The organism is Ruegeria denitrificans, assembly GCF_001458295.1.
GTDB classification, from domain to species: domain Bacteria; phylum Pseudomonadota; class Alphaproteobacteria; order Rhodobacterales; family Rhodobacteraceae; genus Ruegeria; species Ruegeria denitrificans.
Genome location: NZ_CYUD01000005.1, coordinates 1 through 17,031 on the forward strand (window position 1 = coordinate 1; position 17,031 = coordinate 17,031).

At 54.1% G+C, this 17,031-nt stretch carries 16 protein-coding genes and 1 pseudogene; 6 read left to right on the forward strand and 11 right to left on the reverse strand.

Annotation, left to right across the window (positions count from 1 at the left end; translation table 11 throughout):
• Nucleotides 1-135 precede the first annotated feature (135 nt).
• From RUE5091_RS08485 to RUE5091_RS08500, 4 genes are all read right to left on the reverse strand, one after another.
• On the reverse strand, nt 136-336 hold the full coding sequence (locus RUE5091_RS08485; protein WP_243470738.1) for a helix-turn-helix transcriptional regulator: 201 nt from the start codon (nt 334-336) through the stop codon (nt 136-138).
• 172 nt (nt 337-508) lie between these two features.
• Nucleotides 509-1,072 carry a hypothetical protein gene (locus tag RUE5091_RS08490; RefSeq protein ID WP_131726288.1) on the reverse strand — a complete coding sequence of 188 codons (564 nt, stop codon included), beginning with the start codon at nt 1,070-1,072 and terminating at the stop codon, nt 509-511.
• A gap of 368 nt (nt 1,073-1,440) precedes the next feature.
• The gene (locus tag RUE5091_RS08495) at nt 1,441-2,625 is read right to left on the reverse strand and encodes a tyrosine-type recombinase/integrase (protein WP_058281488.1); all 1,185 of its coding nucleotides are present in this window, start codon (nt 2,623-2,625) and stop codon (nt 1,441-1,443) included.
• Between the two features lie 215 nt (nt 2,626-2,840).
• Entirely contained in the window at nt 2,841-3,944 is a 1,104-nt protein-coding gene (locus tag RUE5091_RS08500; protein ID WP_058281489.1) for a Hint domain-containing protein, read from the reverse strand.
• A gap of 443 nt (nt 3,945-4,387) precedes the next feature.
• On the opposite strand from RUE5091_RS08500, the gene RUE5091_RS08505 reads away from it, so the two are divergent.
• From RUE5091_RS08505 to RUE5091_RS08530, 6 genes are all read left to right on the forward strand, one after another.
• Nucleotides 4,388-5,323: an ABC transporter substrate-binding protein gene (locus RUE5091_RS08505; RefSeq protein WP_058281490.1), complete on the forward strand. Its 936-nt coding sequence runs from the start codon at nt 4,388-4,390 to the stop codon at nt 5,321-5,323.
• Between the two features lie 60 nt (nt 5,324-5,383).
• On the forward strand, nt 5,384-6,460 hold the full coding sequence (locus RUE5091_RS08510; RefSeq protein ID WP_058281491.1) for a quaternary amine ABC transporter ATP-binding protein: 1,077 nt from the start codon (nt 5,384-5,386) through the stop codon (nt 6,458-6,460).
• Between the two features lie 4 nt (nt 6,461-6,464).
• On the forward strand, nt 6,465-8,528 hold the full coding sequence (locus tag RUE5091_RS08515) for an ABC transporter permease (RefSeq protein ID WP_058281492.1): 2,064 nt from the start codon (nt 6,465-6,467) through the stop codon (nt 8,526-8,528).
• A gap of 310 nt (nt 8,529-8,838) precedes the next feature.
• Nucleotides 8,839-9,885, forward strand: a complete 1,047-nt coding sequence (locus tag RUE5091_RS08520; protein WP_082643587.1) for a TRAP transporter substrate-binding protein — start codon at nt 8,839-8,841, stop codon at nt 9,883-9,885.
• 28 nt (nt 9,886-9,913) lie between these two features.
• The gene (locus RUE5091_RS08525) at nt 9,914-10,408 is read left to right on the forward strand and encodes a TRAP transporter small permease (protein ID WP_243470739.1); all 495 of its coding nucleotides are present in this window, start codon (nt 9,914-9,916) and stop codon (nt 10,406-10,408) included.
• A gap of 3 nt (nt 10,409-10,411) precedes the next feature.
• The gene (locus tag RUE5091_RS08530; RefSeq protein WP_058281494.1) at nt 10,412-11,767 is read left to right on the forward strand and encodes a TRAP transporter large permease; all 1,356 of its coding nucleotides are present in this window, start codon (nt 10,412-10,414) and stop codon (nt 11,765-11,767) included.
• A gap of 83 nt (nt 11,768-11,850) precedes the next feature.
• Here the strand turns inward: RUE5091_RS08530 and RUE5091_RS08535 are convergent, their stop codons facing one another.
• The 7 genes and pseudogenes from RUE5091_RS08535 to pobA all read right to left on the reverse strand — a co-directional run bounded on the left by RUE5091_RS08535 (nt 11,851) and on the right by pobA (nt 17,031).
• Nucleotides 11,851-12,906 carry a 3-carboxy-cis,cis-muconate cycloisomerase gene (locus RUE5091_RS08535; RefSeq protein ID WP_058281495.1) on the reverse strand — a complete coding sequence of 352 codons (1,056 nt, stop codon included), beginning with the start codon at nt 12,904-12,906 and terminating at the stop codon, nt 11,851-11,853.
• Between the two features lie 198 nt (nt 12,907-13,104).
• Nucleotides 13,105-13,236: pseudogene (locus RUE5091_RS22890) on the reverse strand (3-keto-5-aminohexanoate cleavage protein); the annotation flags it as partial.
• A 66-nt stretch (nt 13,237-13,302) separates the two neighbouring features.
• Nucleotides 13,303-13,923 carry a protocatechuate 3,4-dioxygenase subunit alpha gene (gene pcaG, locus RUE5091_RS08545; protein WP_058281497.1) on the reverse strand — a complete coding sequence of 207 codons (621 nt, stop codon included), beginning with the start codon at nt 13,921-13,923 and terminating at the stop codon, nt 13,303-13,305.
• A 4-nt stretch (nt 13,924-13,927) separates the two neighbouring features.
• A complete protein-coding gene (gene pcaH, locus RUE5091_RS08550) occupies nt 13,928-14,656 on the reverse strand; it encodes a protocatechuate 3,4-dioxygenase subunit beta (protein ID WP_058281758.1) in 729 nt (242 codons plus the stop codon).
• A gap of 47 nt (nt 14,657-14,703) precedes the next feature.
• Nucleotides 14,704-15,081 carry a 4-carboxymuconolactone decarboxylase gene (pcaC, locus tag RUE5091_RS08555; protein ID WP_058281498.1) on the reverse strand — a complete coding sequence of 126 codons (378 nt, stop codon included), beginning with the start codon at nt 15,079-15,081 and terminating at the stop codon, nt 14,704-14,706.
• Entirely contained in the window at nt 15,074-15,862 is a 789-nt protein-coding gene (pcaD, locus tag RUE5091_RS08560; RefSeq protein ID WP_058281499.1) for a 3-oxoadipate enol-lactonase, read from the reverse strand. The genes pcaC and pcaD overlap by 8 nt, the downstream gene beginning before the upstream one ends.
• On the reverse strand, nt 15,862-17,031 hold the full coding sequence (gene pobA, locus RUE5091_RS08565; protein ID WP_058281500.1) for a 4-hydroxybenzoate 3-monooxygenase: 1,170 nt from the start codon (nt 17,029-17,031) through the stop codon (nt 15,862-15,864). Before pobA ends, pcaD begins: the two co-directional genes overlap by 1 nt.

Sequence of the window (17,031 nt, forward strand, 5' to 3'; positions counted from 1 at the left end):
GGGGCGACCAGTAGTACCGGCGCTCGTTTTGTCTTGTCGGCGCGGGGCATCCTGTGGCATCAACTGAACTTGCTAGGGTGGCAGTTGATGTCACTGGAAAAGCCCCATCTCCGCGCTTGGAGTTGGGGTTTTTCATTAAATGACCTCCGGGCGGTTCTCTAACCATCCACGGATCAAGCTTTCGGGCCAGCCTACAGCTTTGGTGGTCAATCTGACCGGGCGAGGGAACTCTCCTCGATTCATCATGTCGTAGATTGTACTGCGGCTCAGGTCGGAGATTGCTTCAACTTCGGTGCGGCGGTAATGCTTTTCCAACATCTCGGTTGCCTCATGCATGAAATGGAACATGCCGGAAGGATGAACAAACCAGGAAAACTAAAAAAGACTGCATGAAATCTATAACTTAAGATGATATCGCGTAGGCGATATGAAGCCAAAAACTTACGAACGTCTATTTCAATAGTGATACTGCTTTATGGTGCAGGGGATATAGCAGGCTTTCATGTCACTAATTATCCGAACTCGCTTTTCTACCCGGCGCTGACAGACTTGGGTTGATTTGACTTGCGGCCCACCAATGCTTGTCAAATTCTCTTCCGCTCATGTCTGGAAACAACCGAAGTTTTATTTCGCTCTTGTTCGCGGGACTGTCTTCGAACGCCATTAAAATCTGGTCACTAGGCTGTAATTCGTCAACTTGGGATTCATGCCGAGCTTCAATCCCGAGCCATTCTAGCGCGCTTTGACAAGTTTCCTCGCGCAGCAATAAAGGGAAACCATTGTAAGGGGCTAACATCTTCAGCAAACTATTGGACTCTAAGTCAGACCAATGGTGGGGCATAGAATGGCTGTCTTCTTTGTCTGTAGCGACACCCGCAAAACCTGCCATGCGGTCAAGAACATCATCCCGAGATGAACGCAGTTCTCTGTTCAGAGACTTGTGGCGGCAGTCCGCCTCAAGGACGCTGGTATCAATACAGCCCGTTACGTAGTTGACTACCATTCTTTTTGCCAACGAAGCATGGACTAGCGAAATAGCGAGGGAGCCATTCTCACACAAAAATTCTGCCAACTGACCCTGTTTGAAAGTCTTAATGAAATCCAGCCGGGGTATTTGCTTAGAGGCGGACTCATCGGTGTAAACCAGCTTAACTGACGGCCTCAGAAACTCCGAAGGAATCTTAATGAACGGTGTCCGCTCGTTGACAACAAACTCAATATTTAGGTGAGAGTTGCTCGCGACCTTGGAGACAATTTCGTTAGACGCCACAGTAACTATGGCGGAGCCGGGGTATGCGCTATCGTTATTAGATACAGATATGGTCTTTTGGGTTCCTCACTCCGCAGGAGCGGGAAGGTATGCCAAAATTTGATTAAGGATAGCCGACCGCACAGCATTTCTGAAAAATAAAAGGGTGCTGAATCCTTCTGGAGCAATCATCAGCCAATCCTCACAATATCTGCTTGCTTTGTCGTCACGAAATCCGCCCAACGCTGCATGAGTATCCGGCGCTGGTCCAGATGATCCGTCCGTCGGTACGCGCGCTCAACGGTGCCACCAACAACATGCCCCAGACAGGTTTCAGCAACCTCATGCGGTGTGTTTGTTGTTTCTGCGACCCAATCCCGGAAACTGGACCTGAACCCATGGGGGCGAGCCTCCAACTCCCTGCGCTCCATCAAGCGGGACATAGTCGCGTCGGAGATTACGCCCTTGCGGACACTTGGAAATAGGAACCCGTCACGCGACTGCTTCTTTGCTGCTTCAATCACGTCCAGCGCAGCATCCGACAACGGAATTCGAAAATCTTCTGTCGCATCCCTGCGACCCTTTATGATTTCTGCGGGGATCGTCCACACGCCACCTTCAAACTGATCCTCGTGCGCTTTACGAACTGGCCCAGAGCGAACCGCCGTCAAAATCAACAGACGCAGCGCAAGGTGACTCGTGGTGCCTTCGTTCAGGCTGGCATAGAAGCTTGGAACATCTGGCCAAGGTAGTGCCGGGATGTTTTTGGGTTTATGGCGTTGCTTCCCGAGTAGTGCCCGAGCTTTCATTGTGGCTTGCAGGTCCACATCCAATCCCAACGCAGCTGCATGCTTCAGACAGATGCCAAGGCGATCCATTGCCTTGCTGGCGGTTTCGGCTTTCTCGTGCCAAATCGGGGCTAGGGTGTCTCTTATATCGATCTGGTCAATGTCGGCGACAGGAACCTTGCCCAGCTTTGGCAGTACGTGCAGCTCCAAGGGAGAATACCAGCGCCCTGCCTTACCATCGCCCTTTAGCTCTGCCTTACGGGATTCAAACGCATCAAGGGAAATGTCTTTGAGCAGGTTCAAATTCCGCTCTGCCTGTCTACGCTCCCGCTCTCGCTCTTTTATCGGGTCCAGGTTCCTGCGAACGACTGCGCGCCATTTCTCAGCTTCTTCGCGCGCCTCTTTCAGCGATACGCCCGGATAGGCTCCGAGGCCCATTTCTCTACGGCGCCCGTGCACGGTGACCAATAGTACCCATTTGCCTTGCCTGGCATCACGCTTGTGCAGCCAGAGCCCGCCACCATCGCCGAATTTGCCGGCATCGGCAGTTCTGACCTTGGCTCCACTTAGCTTGTTGGATTGGCGCATTGCTCGATTGATCTTCAAATTGGTCCAACTTTCAGTCCCACTTCGATATCTTGTATAAAATGGAGCGCCTCGGAACAACCCGGAATGTAAAATGTCTATATTTACAATGATTTGCCATTTTTGTTGAACACACCGGAACAGAAAAGAACGTATAGGAAAGCGTATTCAATGCCCTCCACCCGCACCACTTAGAAAACAAGTGTTTTCCCTATTTCTCAGGCAGCTTTTGCGAAGAGTTTTGTATGCGCTGACACACGTTGCGCTGCCAACAATGTCGCTTCGAAGGATTTCAGGATTGGGCGGGCAGAATGATGCCCCTGTCCCGAAGTCACATCAATCTCTGGGAACAAGGTCTGGATTTCCATGACGCTTTCTTCGTCCAGTGTGGCAATTCCTGCTTTGCCTAACAGCAGGCTTTCGGATGCGACGCCGTTGGCCCAGATAATCTGATGATCATCAAACAGCAGGTGGAAATACTCGACTTCCCCGCCTGTCCGTACTGATATCCCATGACCATCGACTAAATGCTTGGCCGCGGCAAAAACTTGCGGGCTGGCAAACTGTAACTCGACCTCGGCCCCTTGCAGCAAAAGGCGGTGTTGCGGGCTAACCTCGAATGTTTCTACTGCACCCAAAACACCCGCCTGAATTCTGATAGGTGCAAATTTTCCGATTGCGGCCATGGTACGTCGACCAATCCATCGAATCGGTTGTGCGCCGCTATCCATAGTCAGCACTTGATCCCCTACCTGCAGGGATTCAATGGGACGGGGCCCGTCCGGACAGGCAATCATCGCCCCCTGCGCAAAGCACAGAGGGTCAGAATCAGCTCTTTCCCCAAACAGAGAATATCCGGTATTGAAGCCGTTCGCGTAGATTGGCGAGACCAGCTGGAGTGATTGAATCGCACTGGCGTCAATCGCATCCTGATCCGCGTTTCCTTCGAACTCTGGCGCCCAATATGTGTTGCCGTTGCTATCCTGAAAAACAACAGCCGTGATATTGACGGTGCTACCATCGGTATAGGTAATGACGGCATTGAACTGCATTGCTGCATCAAAGGATTGTGCCGGCCCTCCGTCGATGCTGAACTGATCGTTCGAGGCATTGTTGTCCAGATCATAGGCCGTGGAATCCCCGCCACTGAACCCAGTGCCCCCCGGCCCGAATGTCTGCCTGCTGTCGAACAACGGGCTGGTTGCGGACCCATAAGTGCCAAGGCTCGAATTTACTGCGCCGGTTGAGAGGGTTTGGTTCCCTTCGACCGTGTCCCAGATTTGTTGGTTGCCGAGGGTAAAGACAGTAAACGTTGTCGCCATGGGGTGCTCGTAATAACAAAAACAATCGTACAGATGCCAAATAGCCTTTGATTTCTTAAGAATTCAAGAATTTTTTACAATCTGCACTCTGTGCGGCGCCCAGGTTTCCAGATGCAAACAACCGTCTGAACCTATCCAGGTGAATCGTTGCGCCAAGTAGTTCATGCATCAGCAAAAAAGGCATTTACCGTGGAATTGTCAGCAAACGAACTGTGACTGTGTTTCATGGTCGGATATTTGCGACGCATTTTCTTGATAGGGCGTTTTCTCATGTTAGGATCGCCGTTACGCTTAGACAGATGCGAAGCAAGTTTGCATTCGAAAGAGTAAAATAGACTGTTGATGGAAAACAGCCCGCAGGATCAAAACCCTGCAACCGTGCTGTTTTTCGATACGGTAGAAAAAAAGGCCAAAACAGCCAGTTCACCAACGGAGGTCACACAATGACATTTTCAAAGACTCTGAAGCCCGCCTTGCTGGCTTCAGCTACAATACTGTTAGGTCAAGGCACCGCCTTGGCCGATCCCATCAAGATTGCGGTCAACGAATGGACAGGCCAACATATCTCGGCCCATTTTGCGGGGGCCTTATTCGAACAATTGGGTCACGAGGTCGAATACGTGACTGCGGGAGCCGTGCCGCAGCTAGCTGCCATTGCCGAGGGAAGCCTGCACTATCAACCCGAACTGTGGACCAATAATGTCGGCGACATCTATCCCAAAGCCGTCGAGGCCGGTGATATTATCGTTGTCGGAGGTTTGGGACTTGAGCCGCAGGAAGGCTGGATTTACCCGCCCTACATGGCCGAACTATGCCCAGGCCTGCCCGCCTATGAGGCGCTGTATGATTGCGCGCAGGCTTTTGCCGCCGCTGATACATTCCCGGACGGTCGTCTGATCACCTATCCTGCGGATTGGGGTACCCGGTCGGCCGATCTGGTGGACTTGATCGACTTGCCCTTCAAACCGGTTCCGGGTGGTTCTGAGGGCGCAATGCTGGCCGAACTGAAAAGCGCCGTAGCCGCCGAACAGCCGATCCTGATGATGATGTGGCAGCCGCATTGGGTTTTCGCCGAAACCGATGTGAATTGGGTCGAATGGGACACGCCGCACGGCACCTGCGACGAAGCCAGCCAGAAACGCGGTGAGGCCTGTGGGTTCCAGCAAGCGACAGTTGACAAGATCGTCGCGAAGGATTTTGCCACAAGCTATCCTGATGCAATGAAGATGGTCGAGCTGATGAATCTGACCAACGACGTGCAGAACGTACTGATCCTTGAAGTGGACCAGAACGGGCGTGAGGTCAAAGAAGTTGTGGCCGAATGGATGGGTGCGAACGAAGACGTCTGGCAGCCCTGGGTTGCAGCGGCAAAACAGTAACTCTATCTGACGTTGGTGGAGCACCTCAGGCGTGCTCCACCCTTTTTCAAGGTTGCCGAAATGACTGCATCTTCTCCGACCAGCACCCCGAAACTGTCCTGCAAACATGTTTGGAAACTTTACGGAAAGGGGGCTGATCAACATTTGCGCAACATCGACGTCGCAGGGCAGGGCGCGGCCGAGGCCAGGGACCTAGCGCAGAGCATTCGCGATGAAGGTGGCATTGTTGCCTCGACCGATGTCAGCTTTGACGTCCTGCCCGGCGAGATCTTTGTGATCATGGGGCTTTCGGGTTCGGGCAAATCCACCATCGTGCGTTGCCTGTCCCGTCTGGTCGAACCCACGGCCGGCGAAATCCTGCTGGATGGCGAGGACCTGCTGAAGGTTTCCTCGAAGGAGCTGATCGACATTCGCCGTCACAAGATGGGAATGGTATTCCAGAGCTTTGGCCTGATGCCGCATCTGAACGTTCTGGAAAACGTGGCGTTTCCGCTGAAACTGCAGGGTCTGGGTGACAAAGAACGCCTGGAACGCGCCAAGCGTGTGATCTCATTGGTTGGTCTGGAGGGGCGCGAAAGCAGTTTCCCCAGCCAATTGTCTGGCGGTCAGCAACAGCGTGTCGGGATCGCGCGGTCTTTGGCCGTGGAGCCCGAGGTCTGGTTTCTGGACGAACCTTTCAGTGCACTGGACCCCTTGATCCGCCGCCAGATGCAGGACGAATTCCTGCGGCTGCAGCAAGAGCTGCACAAGTCCATCGTATTCATTACCCATGATTTTCTAGAGGCGCTGCGCATCGCAGACCGGATGGCAATCATGAAAGACGGCGCGGTGGTCCAGATCGGGCGACCGGTCGACTTGATCCTGAACCCGGTCGACGATTATGTGCGCGAATTCACCAAAGACGTCCCGTGGGAGCTAATCCTGACCGCAGGCGATGTAGCCTCGGGCAATGCTCCGCCGGCAGGGATCAAAGAGGTTCCAGCCTCGACCAATGTTGCGGATCTGCTGCCCTATCTGGCCTCGCATGACAGCGGAGTGGCCGTGCGAAAGGACGACACGTTGGTACATATGACCAGCCAGAACGTGATTGCCGCTTTGGCCAGCGGTGTATCCGACGCCTCTGCGGTCAAGGACTGACTTCATGGATTCATCTTCCGATAGATCGCTGGTGGTCTGGCTTGCGGTGACGGTGCTTGTGGCCATCTGCGTCGTGTTTGCCAAAAACCTTGGACCACTGGTCATCTATCCTGATGCACTGGTGTTACCGGTGACCGATCCGATGAACACCGCGATGCGGTGGTTTGTCGTGACTTTTGGGTGGTTCTTCAAAGCCATTTCCTGGCTGTTGGATTGGCCCATCCTACTGGCAAAGTCGCTTTTGCATGCAGTGCCATGGGCCGCATGGTTTGTGCTGTGGATCTATCTGGCCTTGCGTGCCGGGGGCAGAGGGTTAGCGATTTTCACCGCCATCAGTCTTATGTACATGGTCACGTTTGGGTTCTGGTCCCAGTCGATGAACTCCTTCGCCTTGGTTGTTGTGTCGATCCCGATGGCGGTTGCGCTGGGTTTCGCGTTAGGAACGTGGGGGTTTCTGTCCGACCGGGCCTATCGGATCATCATGCCGATCCTTGATCTGATGCAGACGGTGCCCGCTTTTGCCTATTTACTGCCAATCCTGTTGTTGTTTGGCTTCGGCACGACTGTCGGTTTGGTCGCCTCGATCTTGTTCGCCTTTCCGCCGATGGTGCGCAACACCATTGTGGGTTTGCGCGGAGTTCCGGACGAGGTCATCGAATCCGGCCTTATGAGTGGTGCCACCCCGTCCCAACTGTTCTGGCGCGTGCGGGTTCCCACAGCACAGCGGCAGATACTGTTGGGGGTAAACCAGACGACGATGGCGTCATTGTCTATGGTGATCATCGCTTCGATCATCGGCGGCACCAACGATATCGGTTGGGAGGTCCTTTCGACCATGCGCAAAGCGCAGTTCGGCGAAAGCCTGCTGGCCGGGATCGTGATCGCGCTGATGGCCATGGTGCTCGACCGGATCACGTGGGGGTTTGCAGTGCAATCCAGCCCAACCAAGCGCGGTGCTGCAGGCTGGATCATCTGCGCCGTACTGTTTGGCGCGGCCTGGCTGCTGGCTTTGCTCTTCCCGCCCTTCAAGGACTGGCCCGAGGCTTGGGTCCTGAACCCGGCCCCCGCAATGAACGCGGGGCTTGAGTGGATTTTTGTCGAATTCCGCACTGTGCTTGAGGCGATCAAACGGGCCGCGCTTTTCTATTTGATGCTGCCGATCAAGATCGGGCTGTCTCAGGCCGTCAGCCCATTTACCTGGGGTTTCGCCATGACTCCGGCGGTAACCACGGGCTATTCCCTGATCGTCGCAGCGGTGGCTGCGTATTTCTCCTTCAAAGGAAAGCTGCTTCCGGCCCTTTGGGTGATCCTGTTCGCGCTGGTTCTGTATTCCGGTTTGACCGGTTTGGCCTGGGTGGCGCTTAGTGCTGTCATCGTGGCTCTTGCCTGGCAGGCCGGGGGCAAAAACCTTGCCCTCTGGGCGTTGGCGGGGGTCGCCTTCTTACTGCTGACCGGGATTTGGGAGCCGTCGGTCATTTCCTTGTACCTCTGCGGCGTTGGCGTACTTCTGTCCTTTATTTTCGGTAGCGCGATCGGCACCTGGGCGTCCGAGAATGACACCGTATCGCGCATGGTTCGGCCCGTGATTGACACGCTGCAGACCATGCCCTTGTTCGTGATCCTCATCCCATTTGTGATGGTGTTCAAAATCGGCGAATTCACGGCCCTTCTGGCCATCATCGTTTACGCGATCGTTCCGGCGATCCGTTACACTGAACACGGGCTGCGCAATCTTCCGCATGACGTGATTGAGGCCGCAACGGCCATCGGCACGACGCCCCGTCAATTGCTGTGGCAGGTGAAACTGCCGCTGGCGGTGCCCTCAATCATGCTGGGTTTGAACCAGACGATTATGTTCGGTATCTCGATGCTGGTGATCACGGCACTGGTTGGAACCGACGATCTGGGTCAGCAGATTTACATCGGTCTTGGAGACGGTGATTTCGGAGTCGGTATGACGGCAGGAATTGGTATGGCCATCATTGCCATGATCGCCGACCGCATCACCCAAGGGTTCAGTCAGCAAATTCAGGCACGACTGGGGGTGAAGCTGAACGAGTCCTTGTGATCCCGTGATTATTCGCATGCAGATGACGGGGGCTAAAGCATCCGCAGATGCTTGATCTTTTCTGATGAATTTCCCCTATATAGTTGCAGAAACTAGAAACTATACCCTGCAAAATCTCAATTTTAATCAAATATAATTAGAATTAAGCTTGCGTTGAACTGGGGGAGGGCGTCACGACGACAGCGTGGTCGACAACGGGCCAAGTACTCCTCACCGGTAAGGGTGAACGACTGGCAAATCATACTTGCATACGTGATTTCTATCGGTTGCTGTAAGCTGGAGAGTTCGACAGGGTTGGGAGGAGAAAAGAATGAACGCGTTCCATACAATCAAAAACTCGGTTATTGGCGCCTTATTGGCCACAGGCATTTCGTCGTCGGCGTTGGCTGCTGAGTTCGACTTTAAGTTGCACCATTTTCTAAGCCCAAAAGCACCGGCGCATGCAAAGATGCTCGAGCCCTGGGCCGAACGGATCATGGAGGCCTCGGACGGGCGCATCATGATCGAAATCTTTCCGTCCATGACGCTGGGTGGAAAACCACCGCAATTGCCGCGTCAGGCGCGTGACGGCGTTGTCGATATGGTCTGGATGGTAAACGCCTATGCTTCGGGCGCTTTTCCCCGGACGGAGGTATTCGAACTGCCCGGAGTCCATCAAGGCGAAAGTGCCGCGGTGAACAAGGCAATGCTGGAAATGTACCCCGACGAACTGTCGAAAGATTTCAAAGGCCTCGTGGCCTTGTTCCAGCATGTTCACGGCGGCAATGCTATTCACATGGCCAGCGAACCGGTACGGTCACCGGAAGAATTCGCGGGTAAAAAAATCCGCATACCGTCACGGACTGGCGCATGGGTGTTGGAAGCGTTAGGGGCCAGCCCCGTACAAACCTCGGTCGGTGAAATTCCCGTCGCTCTTTCAAAGAAAGTCATCGACGGAGCGTTGATCCCGTTCGAGATTATTCCCCCGCTGAAAATACAGGAGCAAACAGAATACCAGATCGAAGGTCCAGGCGGGAAAAGGTTGGGAACCACGACATTTTCGCTTGTGATGAACGAGGATCGTTGGGACAGTTTGCCTGCGGATATTCAGCAGATTTTCATCGAAAATTCAGGTCCAGAATGGCACGCTGAAGTGGGTGAAATCTGGGACGGATCCGAAGCGTTCGGCATAGGCATCGCCACTAAGGCCGGGAACGAGCATATCCAGCTTAGCAGTGAAGAATGGAATGCGTTTGAAGCGGCGCTTGAACCGGTGGCGGCACGCTGGATCGCTGAGATGAATGAAAAAGGCATTGATGGGCAAGCCATATACGACCGTGCCGTCAGCCTTGTTTCTCAGAACATGAGTTCGCAGTGATCTGATGCGGCAGCAGAATGGAGGCGGCGTGACAAAGTTGGAATTTATTGCCCGCTACCTGATCACAAGCTGGGCGCTTATCGGCGGCTTTGTCCTGATTGGCGTCGTTCTGGTGAATGCCTGGTCGATCCTGGCCGGAGCCATTATCAACAAGCCTTTTCCAGGGGATTTCGAACTGACCGAGATGGGCGCGGCGATTGCCGCGTTCTGTTTCCTGCCATACTGCCAACTAGTGGGGGCCAACGTGTCGGCCGATATTTTCACCATGAAGGCCGGGCCGACTTCGGTGGCGTTGATGTCAATTCTGGCAGCGATTGTCGCTTTGTTGTTTGCTGCTTTGCTGATCTGGCGGATGAGCGTCGGCCTGCAGGATTATCGGGAATATGAAGAGTTTACGGGAATTTTGGGAATTCCAATCTGGTGGGCATTTGTTCCGGTCCTGATATCTCTTGTTCTTCTTTTCTCTGCTTCGCTGATAACGCTCACCGAGGCCGTCGGAACATTTCGGAAAAGCAGGGCCTGATCCATGGACAGCATTACGATCGGATTTCTGGGCCTCGGGGCGCTTGTTTTTCTGATCGCGATCCGAATGCCCATTGCTTACGCAATGATTACAGTAGGCGGCGTAGGTATTGCCTTGTTGAACGGTCCAATGATTGTTCTAAGCCAGCTTAAGGATTTGGCTTACGGTCAGTTTTCGATCTACGACCTGTCCGTTGTTCCGCTGTTCGTTCTGATGGGGGCGATTGCATCGCGGACGGGATTGAGCGCGGATCTGTTCCGCGCTGCCAATGCCTGGCTTGGATGGATGCGCGGTGGCGTAGCAATGTCTGCCATTGCAGCGTGCGCCGGATTCGGTGCCGTTTGCGGATCATCATTGGCCACAGCGTCGACGATGGGTCGGGTCGCGTTGCCCGAACTCAAGCGTTACAACTATTCTTCCACGCTGGGGACAGGAACCATTGCGGCAGGCGGCGTTCTGGGCATCCTTATTCCCCCCTCGGTGGTTCTGATCATCTATGCCATCATTGTTGAGGCCAATGTTGTGACCATGTTCATGGCAGCCTTGTTTCCTGGTCTGATTGCGGTCGCCTTCTTTATCTTGACTATTCTGATCTACGTACTGGTCAAACCGGATGCCGGACCTCGCGGCGAGTCCGCCTCCAGGCAAGAACTGATCAGCGCCACGTTGAATGTGCTGCCTGTTGGAGTGGTCTTTGGAGTTGTGATCGGGGGGATTTATTTTGGTCTGTTCAACCCGACGCCGGCAGCGGCAGTTGGGGTCGTTATGGTGGCCTTGTTTGGCCTGTTTCGAGGGCAAGTCACCCTGAGTGCTGGTCGCGAGGCTCTGCTGGAAACGGCACGGACAACCGGGATGATCTACTTGATTCTTTTGGGCGCCGAATTGCTAAAGATTTTCATGTCGCGGGGCGGCGTGCCGCAAGCGATGGCGGAAATGATGGCCAATTCCAGCCTGACACCCATGACCACCCTGATGGTCTTGTTGTTTGCCCTGATCCTGCTGGGCTGTCTCATGGATAGCCTTTCGATGATCTTGTTGGCGATTCCGTTCTTTTGGCCGGTGCTGGTTGAAATCAATGGCGGCGACTACGCGACCGCGGATATGTCGCCGTTCGGTATGGATACCGAAGACCTCAAGATCTGGTTTGGTATTTTGGCGCTTATTGTCGTCGAACTTGGATTGATCACGCCACCCGTCGGGATGAATGTCTTCATTATTTCGGCTCAGGCACCTGATGTTCCGATGCGGGATACGTTTCTGGGGGTTCTACCGTTTTTCGCTGCCGAAATTGTACGTGTGGGCGTTCTGATTGCTTTCCCCGCGCTTACCCTTTGGCTGCCGCGAATATTGGCCGGGTAGGGGGTATTCTTGGGGCCACTTTGTCCAATACAGAAGCTGTCTAATTTGGCAGGGGATGTAATCCTGAATTGCCAACTTTTGAGTTACTTTCCCAATCGCTCGATCTGATCCGCAAGTTCCAGCGCGACCCCGAGGGCTCTGCCGGTGGTCTGGATCATCTGCGGCAGCACCATCCATTCCAAAGACCAGGCGCTGCCGGAACGCTCTTGCTCATGAACAAGCGCGTGATTCATCGCTGAAAGCAGGGTGGCGTTATAGCGTGCCAATGTGATCAGCAATTCCGCCTTCACGGGGTTTTGTTTGTGAGGCATGGCCGATGAGCCGCCTCCGCCGGAAAGGCCGATTTCATCAATCCCCTGCTGAGCCATCAGTGCAACGTCCTGACCGACCTTGCCCAGCGAACCGGAAACCAACGATAGCCATCCCGCGAATTCAGTGATGCTGTCGCGGCGATTGTGCCAACTTCTGGGCGCAACATTCAAGCCAAGTGTCTTGGCCATTTCTGCGCCAATCTGCCCTGCATCCTTTCCCAAAGCGGCACCATTTCCGACGGCACCACCTAATTGAAGATTCAATAGACGTGGCTTGATCTGATCCAGTCGGACAAGATGGTCGTCAATCGGCAAAATCCAACTGTTCATTCGATCCGCGACTTTCATTGGCAGCGCGGCCTGCATCCGGGTGCGACCCATCAACTCGTTTTCACCAAGAGCGTCGCGATGGGCACTCAGCCGCTCTTTCAAATCAGACAGGCGTTCCGAGAACAGACAGCAAAATGTCTTCAATGAAAGGATCAATGCGGTGTCGATTATGTCCTGTGACGTCAGCCCGCTGTGGACGGCGGAGCGGTAATTGTCTGGCAAAGCCGCCTTTATGGATCGCACGAGCGCGGGCACGACGACACCGTCGATGGCGACGCCCTCACGAAGCTCGTCTACATCAATCGCGACGTCCCTGATGGCACTGGCTGCATTTTGGGCAGTCTGAGGGTCAATCCGCCCCACAGCACCTAAAGCGACAGTATACGCAGCCTCGACAGCCAGTATATGTTGCAGTTGAACATCTGTGGAAAGCGTTTGACCGACCTCATCGTCGCCAAACAATCCACCGAGCCATGGGTGATCGAAAACGTCACTCATACATCACTCGATACATACAAACCGGCTTTAATGACGACCATCTACTACTCCTCAGGCAGCGGCTAACCCAAGGATTTTACGGGCTTCACCGGGATTGGCACAAGCCTTACATTGTCTTCCAGACAGGTGCGGGTATGCCCCCCCCAGTCGCGATAGTCCATTCATGGACGACAATCAGGTTTGGCCCGATGCCGGCCGCGCACCACTCGCCACAAACGCTTCTTGCGTGCTTTTGATCTGCTCTTCAACGCTGATTGGAACCGCAGGGTTGTTCGCTTTGGTTGGTAATGAGCCGGTGATGGCGACGCAGATGTTGCATGGTTTATTCATGGCGAATATCTTTCGGAATAGCTGACCTGCCCCTAAGCAACGAAAGGGAAGGGGCAGGCCGAAAGCTCAGATATCAAAAAACACAGTCTCGTTCTCGCCCTGAAGGCGTATGTCGAACCGATAGACAGCTTGCCCATCTCGTTCGGAGCGCTGAGCAATCAAAGTTTGGCGGCGGCTTTCCCATTCAACCAGATTAATAACCGGATCAGCGGCGTTCGCCCTTTCCTCGTCGCTGAAATAGAGGCGGGTATTAAGGCCGACATTGATGCCCCGTGCCACGATCCACAGGTTGATATGAGGGGCCATCGTCATGCCTGAACGACCGGGAACTAAGCCAGGCTTTACCGTATCAAATCCCCATTCGCCGGTTTCAAAATCGGTTATCACGCGGCCCCAACCACGAAACCCAGCTTCGACCTCACCCGCATGCTCGGGGTGGGCGTATATTCCATCGGCATTGGCTTGCCATGCCTCGATCAGCACATCTTTGAGCGGGTTGCCTGTCCCGTCGATGACCAGACCTTCGATCCGGATGCGATCGCCCTTGGCATTGGGTCCGGCAATATCCCAACCCAGCTCAGTTCTATAGATATCGAATCCGGCCGCACCGGGCGCAAGGCCAATATGAACAAATGGGCCAGCGGTCTGAGACGGAGTTTCCTTAAGATAGTTCAGCTCTTGAGGCATCGGATCAGTTCCCTTCCAGCCGGTTCTCGAACAGGGTGGACCGGCGACCCCGCAAGACGATGTCGAATTTGTAAGCGATCGTATCAAGAGGGATCGTCGCGTTCATATCCAGCGTTGCAACCAACTGTTCTATTGCTTCCGGGTCAGGAATCGCCTGCACAATGGGGCATAGCCGGATCAGCGGATCCCCCTGAAAATAACATTGCGTGATCAGACGTTGCGCAAAGGCCGTCCCAAAGATGGAAAAGTGAACATGCGCGGGGCGCCAGGTGTTGACCCAGTTGCGCCAAGGGTAGGCACCGGGTTTCACGGTTCGAAAATAGTAATACCCGTTTTCATCTGTAATTGAGCGCCCGCACCCGCCAAAATTCGGATCGATTGGGGCAAGATAGGTGTCTTTCTTATGGCGATATCGCCCCCCGGCGTTGGCTTGCCAGATTTCCACAAGTGTGTTGGGCACGGGGCGACCGTTTTCATCCAGAACCCGCCCATGCAGAATGATCCGTTCGCCAATCGGGCCTTCACCGGGTTTGGCAAAGTTAGACAGCAAATCCCTATCTATCGGATCAACATCATCATGCCCAAAGACCGGACCAGTGATTTCGCTCATGGAATTCTGCAGACTTATCAGCGGATGTTTCGGCGACCGCGATGTCGACGTCTTATAGTTCTGAGCATATGCGGGGGGATGCCACTTACGATCACGCTGGTAGAATTCGCCCGGTTTCACCATGTCGACATATTCCTTTTCAATACGGAAACGTTCGCGCGTTTCTCGTGTCAATCTTGTTCCATTTCATCATAGGTTTGTTTGGCCAGCTTCAGCGCATGGTTGGCGCGCGGAACGCCCGCGTAGATAGCCACATGTTGAAAGGCCTCTAAAACATCTTGTTTGCTTGCTCCGGTATTGGCCGTGGCGCGTATATGCATCGGGATTTCCTCAAAATTCCCAAGTGCAGCCAGCAGCGCCAGTGTCAACATCGAGCGTTCCCGATCCGAAATACCGTCAGACGCCCAAACCGTGCCCCAGGCCCCTTCGGTAATCAAAGTCTGAAACGGCTCATCAAAAGAAGTTTTGCAGCCTTCGGTGTGATCGACATGGGTATCACCCAGAATCGACCGCCGCACATCCATGCCTTGTTGATAACGGTTAGCCATTCAATGTCTCCTCAATGAAATCGCCGATCAAAGTGGCAAATTTCTCCGGCGCTTCGACACATGGCAAGTGCCCCACGCCCTTTATTTCTTTGTATGTTGCGCCCGGGATCAGCGAAGCCGTGCTTCTGACCAACTCAGGGGGGCTGGCCAGATCTTCCGACCCGCCAATAGCCAGAACCGGAAGATGTAGTTCCGCGCTTGTGGCCCTCAGGTCTGTACCCGCGATGGCGGCACAACAACCAATGTATCCTTCAGATGGAGTTCGGGTCAGCATGTTGCGCCAGGCCGCCACCTCTGTGTTTTGTCGAAATGCCGCACTGAACCAGCGGTCCAGAATAGGCTCGGCCAAAGACGCAATTCCATCGGCGCGCACCGCATTGATCCGGTCCTGCCATGTCTCGGCCTCGCCCAGTTTCGCGGCTGTGTTTGACAAAACGAGCGCCCGGACAAGATCGGGGCGGTGTGTAGCCAGTGATTGTCCGATCATACCACCGATTGAAAGACCGACGAAAACACAGTTGGAAACACCAAGTTGGTCCAGCAGGTTCTCGGTGTCGCGTGCCAAATCCGCCATCGAGTATGGAGCGGGCGGGCAGGAGGACAGACCGTGCCCGCGTTTATCAAACCTGAACAGACGTAAATTTTTGGGCAAATGCGGAACGATTTTGTCCCACACCCTCAGGTCGGTGCCCAACGAGTTAGCGAAGACCACTGGATACCCGTCCGGGTCGCCATCTTCGCGCCAATGCAGGCTCGTGTTATCCAGCCGGGCTATCCGCATCAGTAGGGCAGGCCGACATAGTTTTGCGCAAAAACCGACTGAGCCTCGCGGTTATCCCGCAAGAAGTTCACGTCGGCTTGCTGCATTTTCAGATCAAACTCATTCTGTTTCGGAAAGCGATGCAACAGATTGGTCGTCGCCCAGCTGAAGCGTTCGGCTTTCCAGATCCGGGCCAGCGCTTTTTCCGAATATCGGTCGATGCCTTCGCTGTCGCCGTCCTCGAAATATTGTTCCAATCCATTGTAAAGATAGTGAATATCGCTGGCGGCTGTATTCAGACCTTTGGCTCCGGTCGGCGGTACGATGTGGGCAGCGTCTCCGCACAGGAATAATCGTCCCCAGCGCATCGGCTCGGTCACGAACGACCGCAGTGGTGCAATTGATTTCTCAATCGAAGGCCCTGTCACCAGCTTATCGGCAAATTCCCTGGGAATGCGGCGTTTCAATTCCCGCCAAAACGCGTCGTCGGTCCAATCGTCGGGCGAGTCCGACAGTGAGCATTGGATATAATAACGGCTTAAACTTTCATTGCGCATCGAACACAAAGCGAACCCTCGGTCCGAGCCTGAATAGATAAGCTCGTCATGGACCGGAGGTGTTTCCGACAGAATACCTAGCCAACCAAATGGGTAGAGTTTTTCGTATTCCTTGCGGATTGTTAGCGGAATGGTTTGGCGGCTAACCCCATGGAAACCATCACATCCGGCAACAAATTCACAGTCGATCCGGTGCGTCGTACCGTCCGTCGAATAGGTCACATAAGGCGCGTCGCTGTCGGCATCGTGAATGGTGACATCTTCTGTGTTGAAGATGATATTACCGCCCATCGCCTCGCGTGCTTCGTATAGATCACGTGTAACTTCGGTCTGGCCGTAGACGACCACATGGCTGCCCGTATGTTCTTTGAAGTTTATCTCAAACTGGGTGTCGCCGTACGAGATGACTGTGCCGTCATGCACAAAACATTCTTTATCCATACGTGCGGCAACCCCAGCTTCACGCATCAGATTGACAAAGCCCGTTTCCAGAATGCCAGCCCTTATGCGACCAAGGACATATTCCTTAGTCTTTCGTTCCAGCACCACACTATTGATTCCTTTTCGGTGCAACAGCTGGCTAAGCAGCAAACCCGATGGGCCACCGCCAATAATAAGAACTTGTGATTTCAT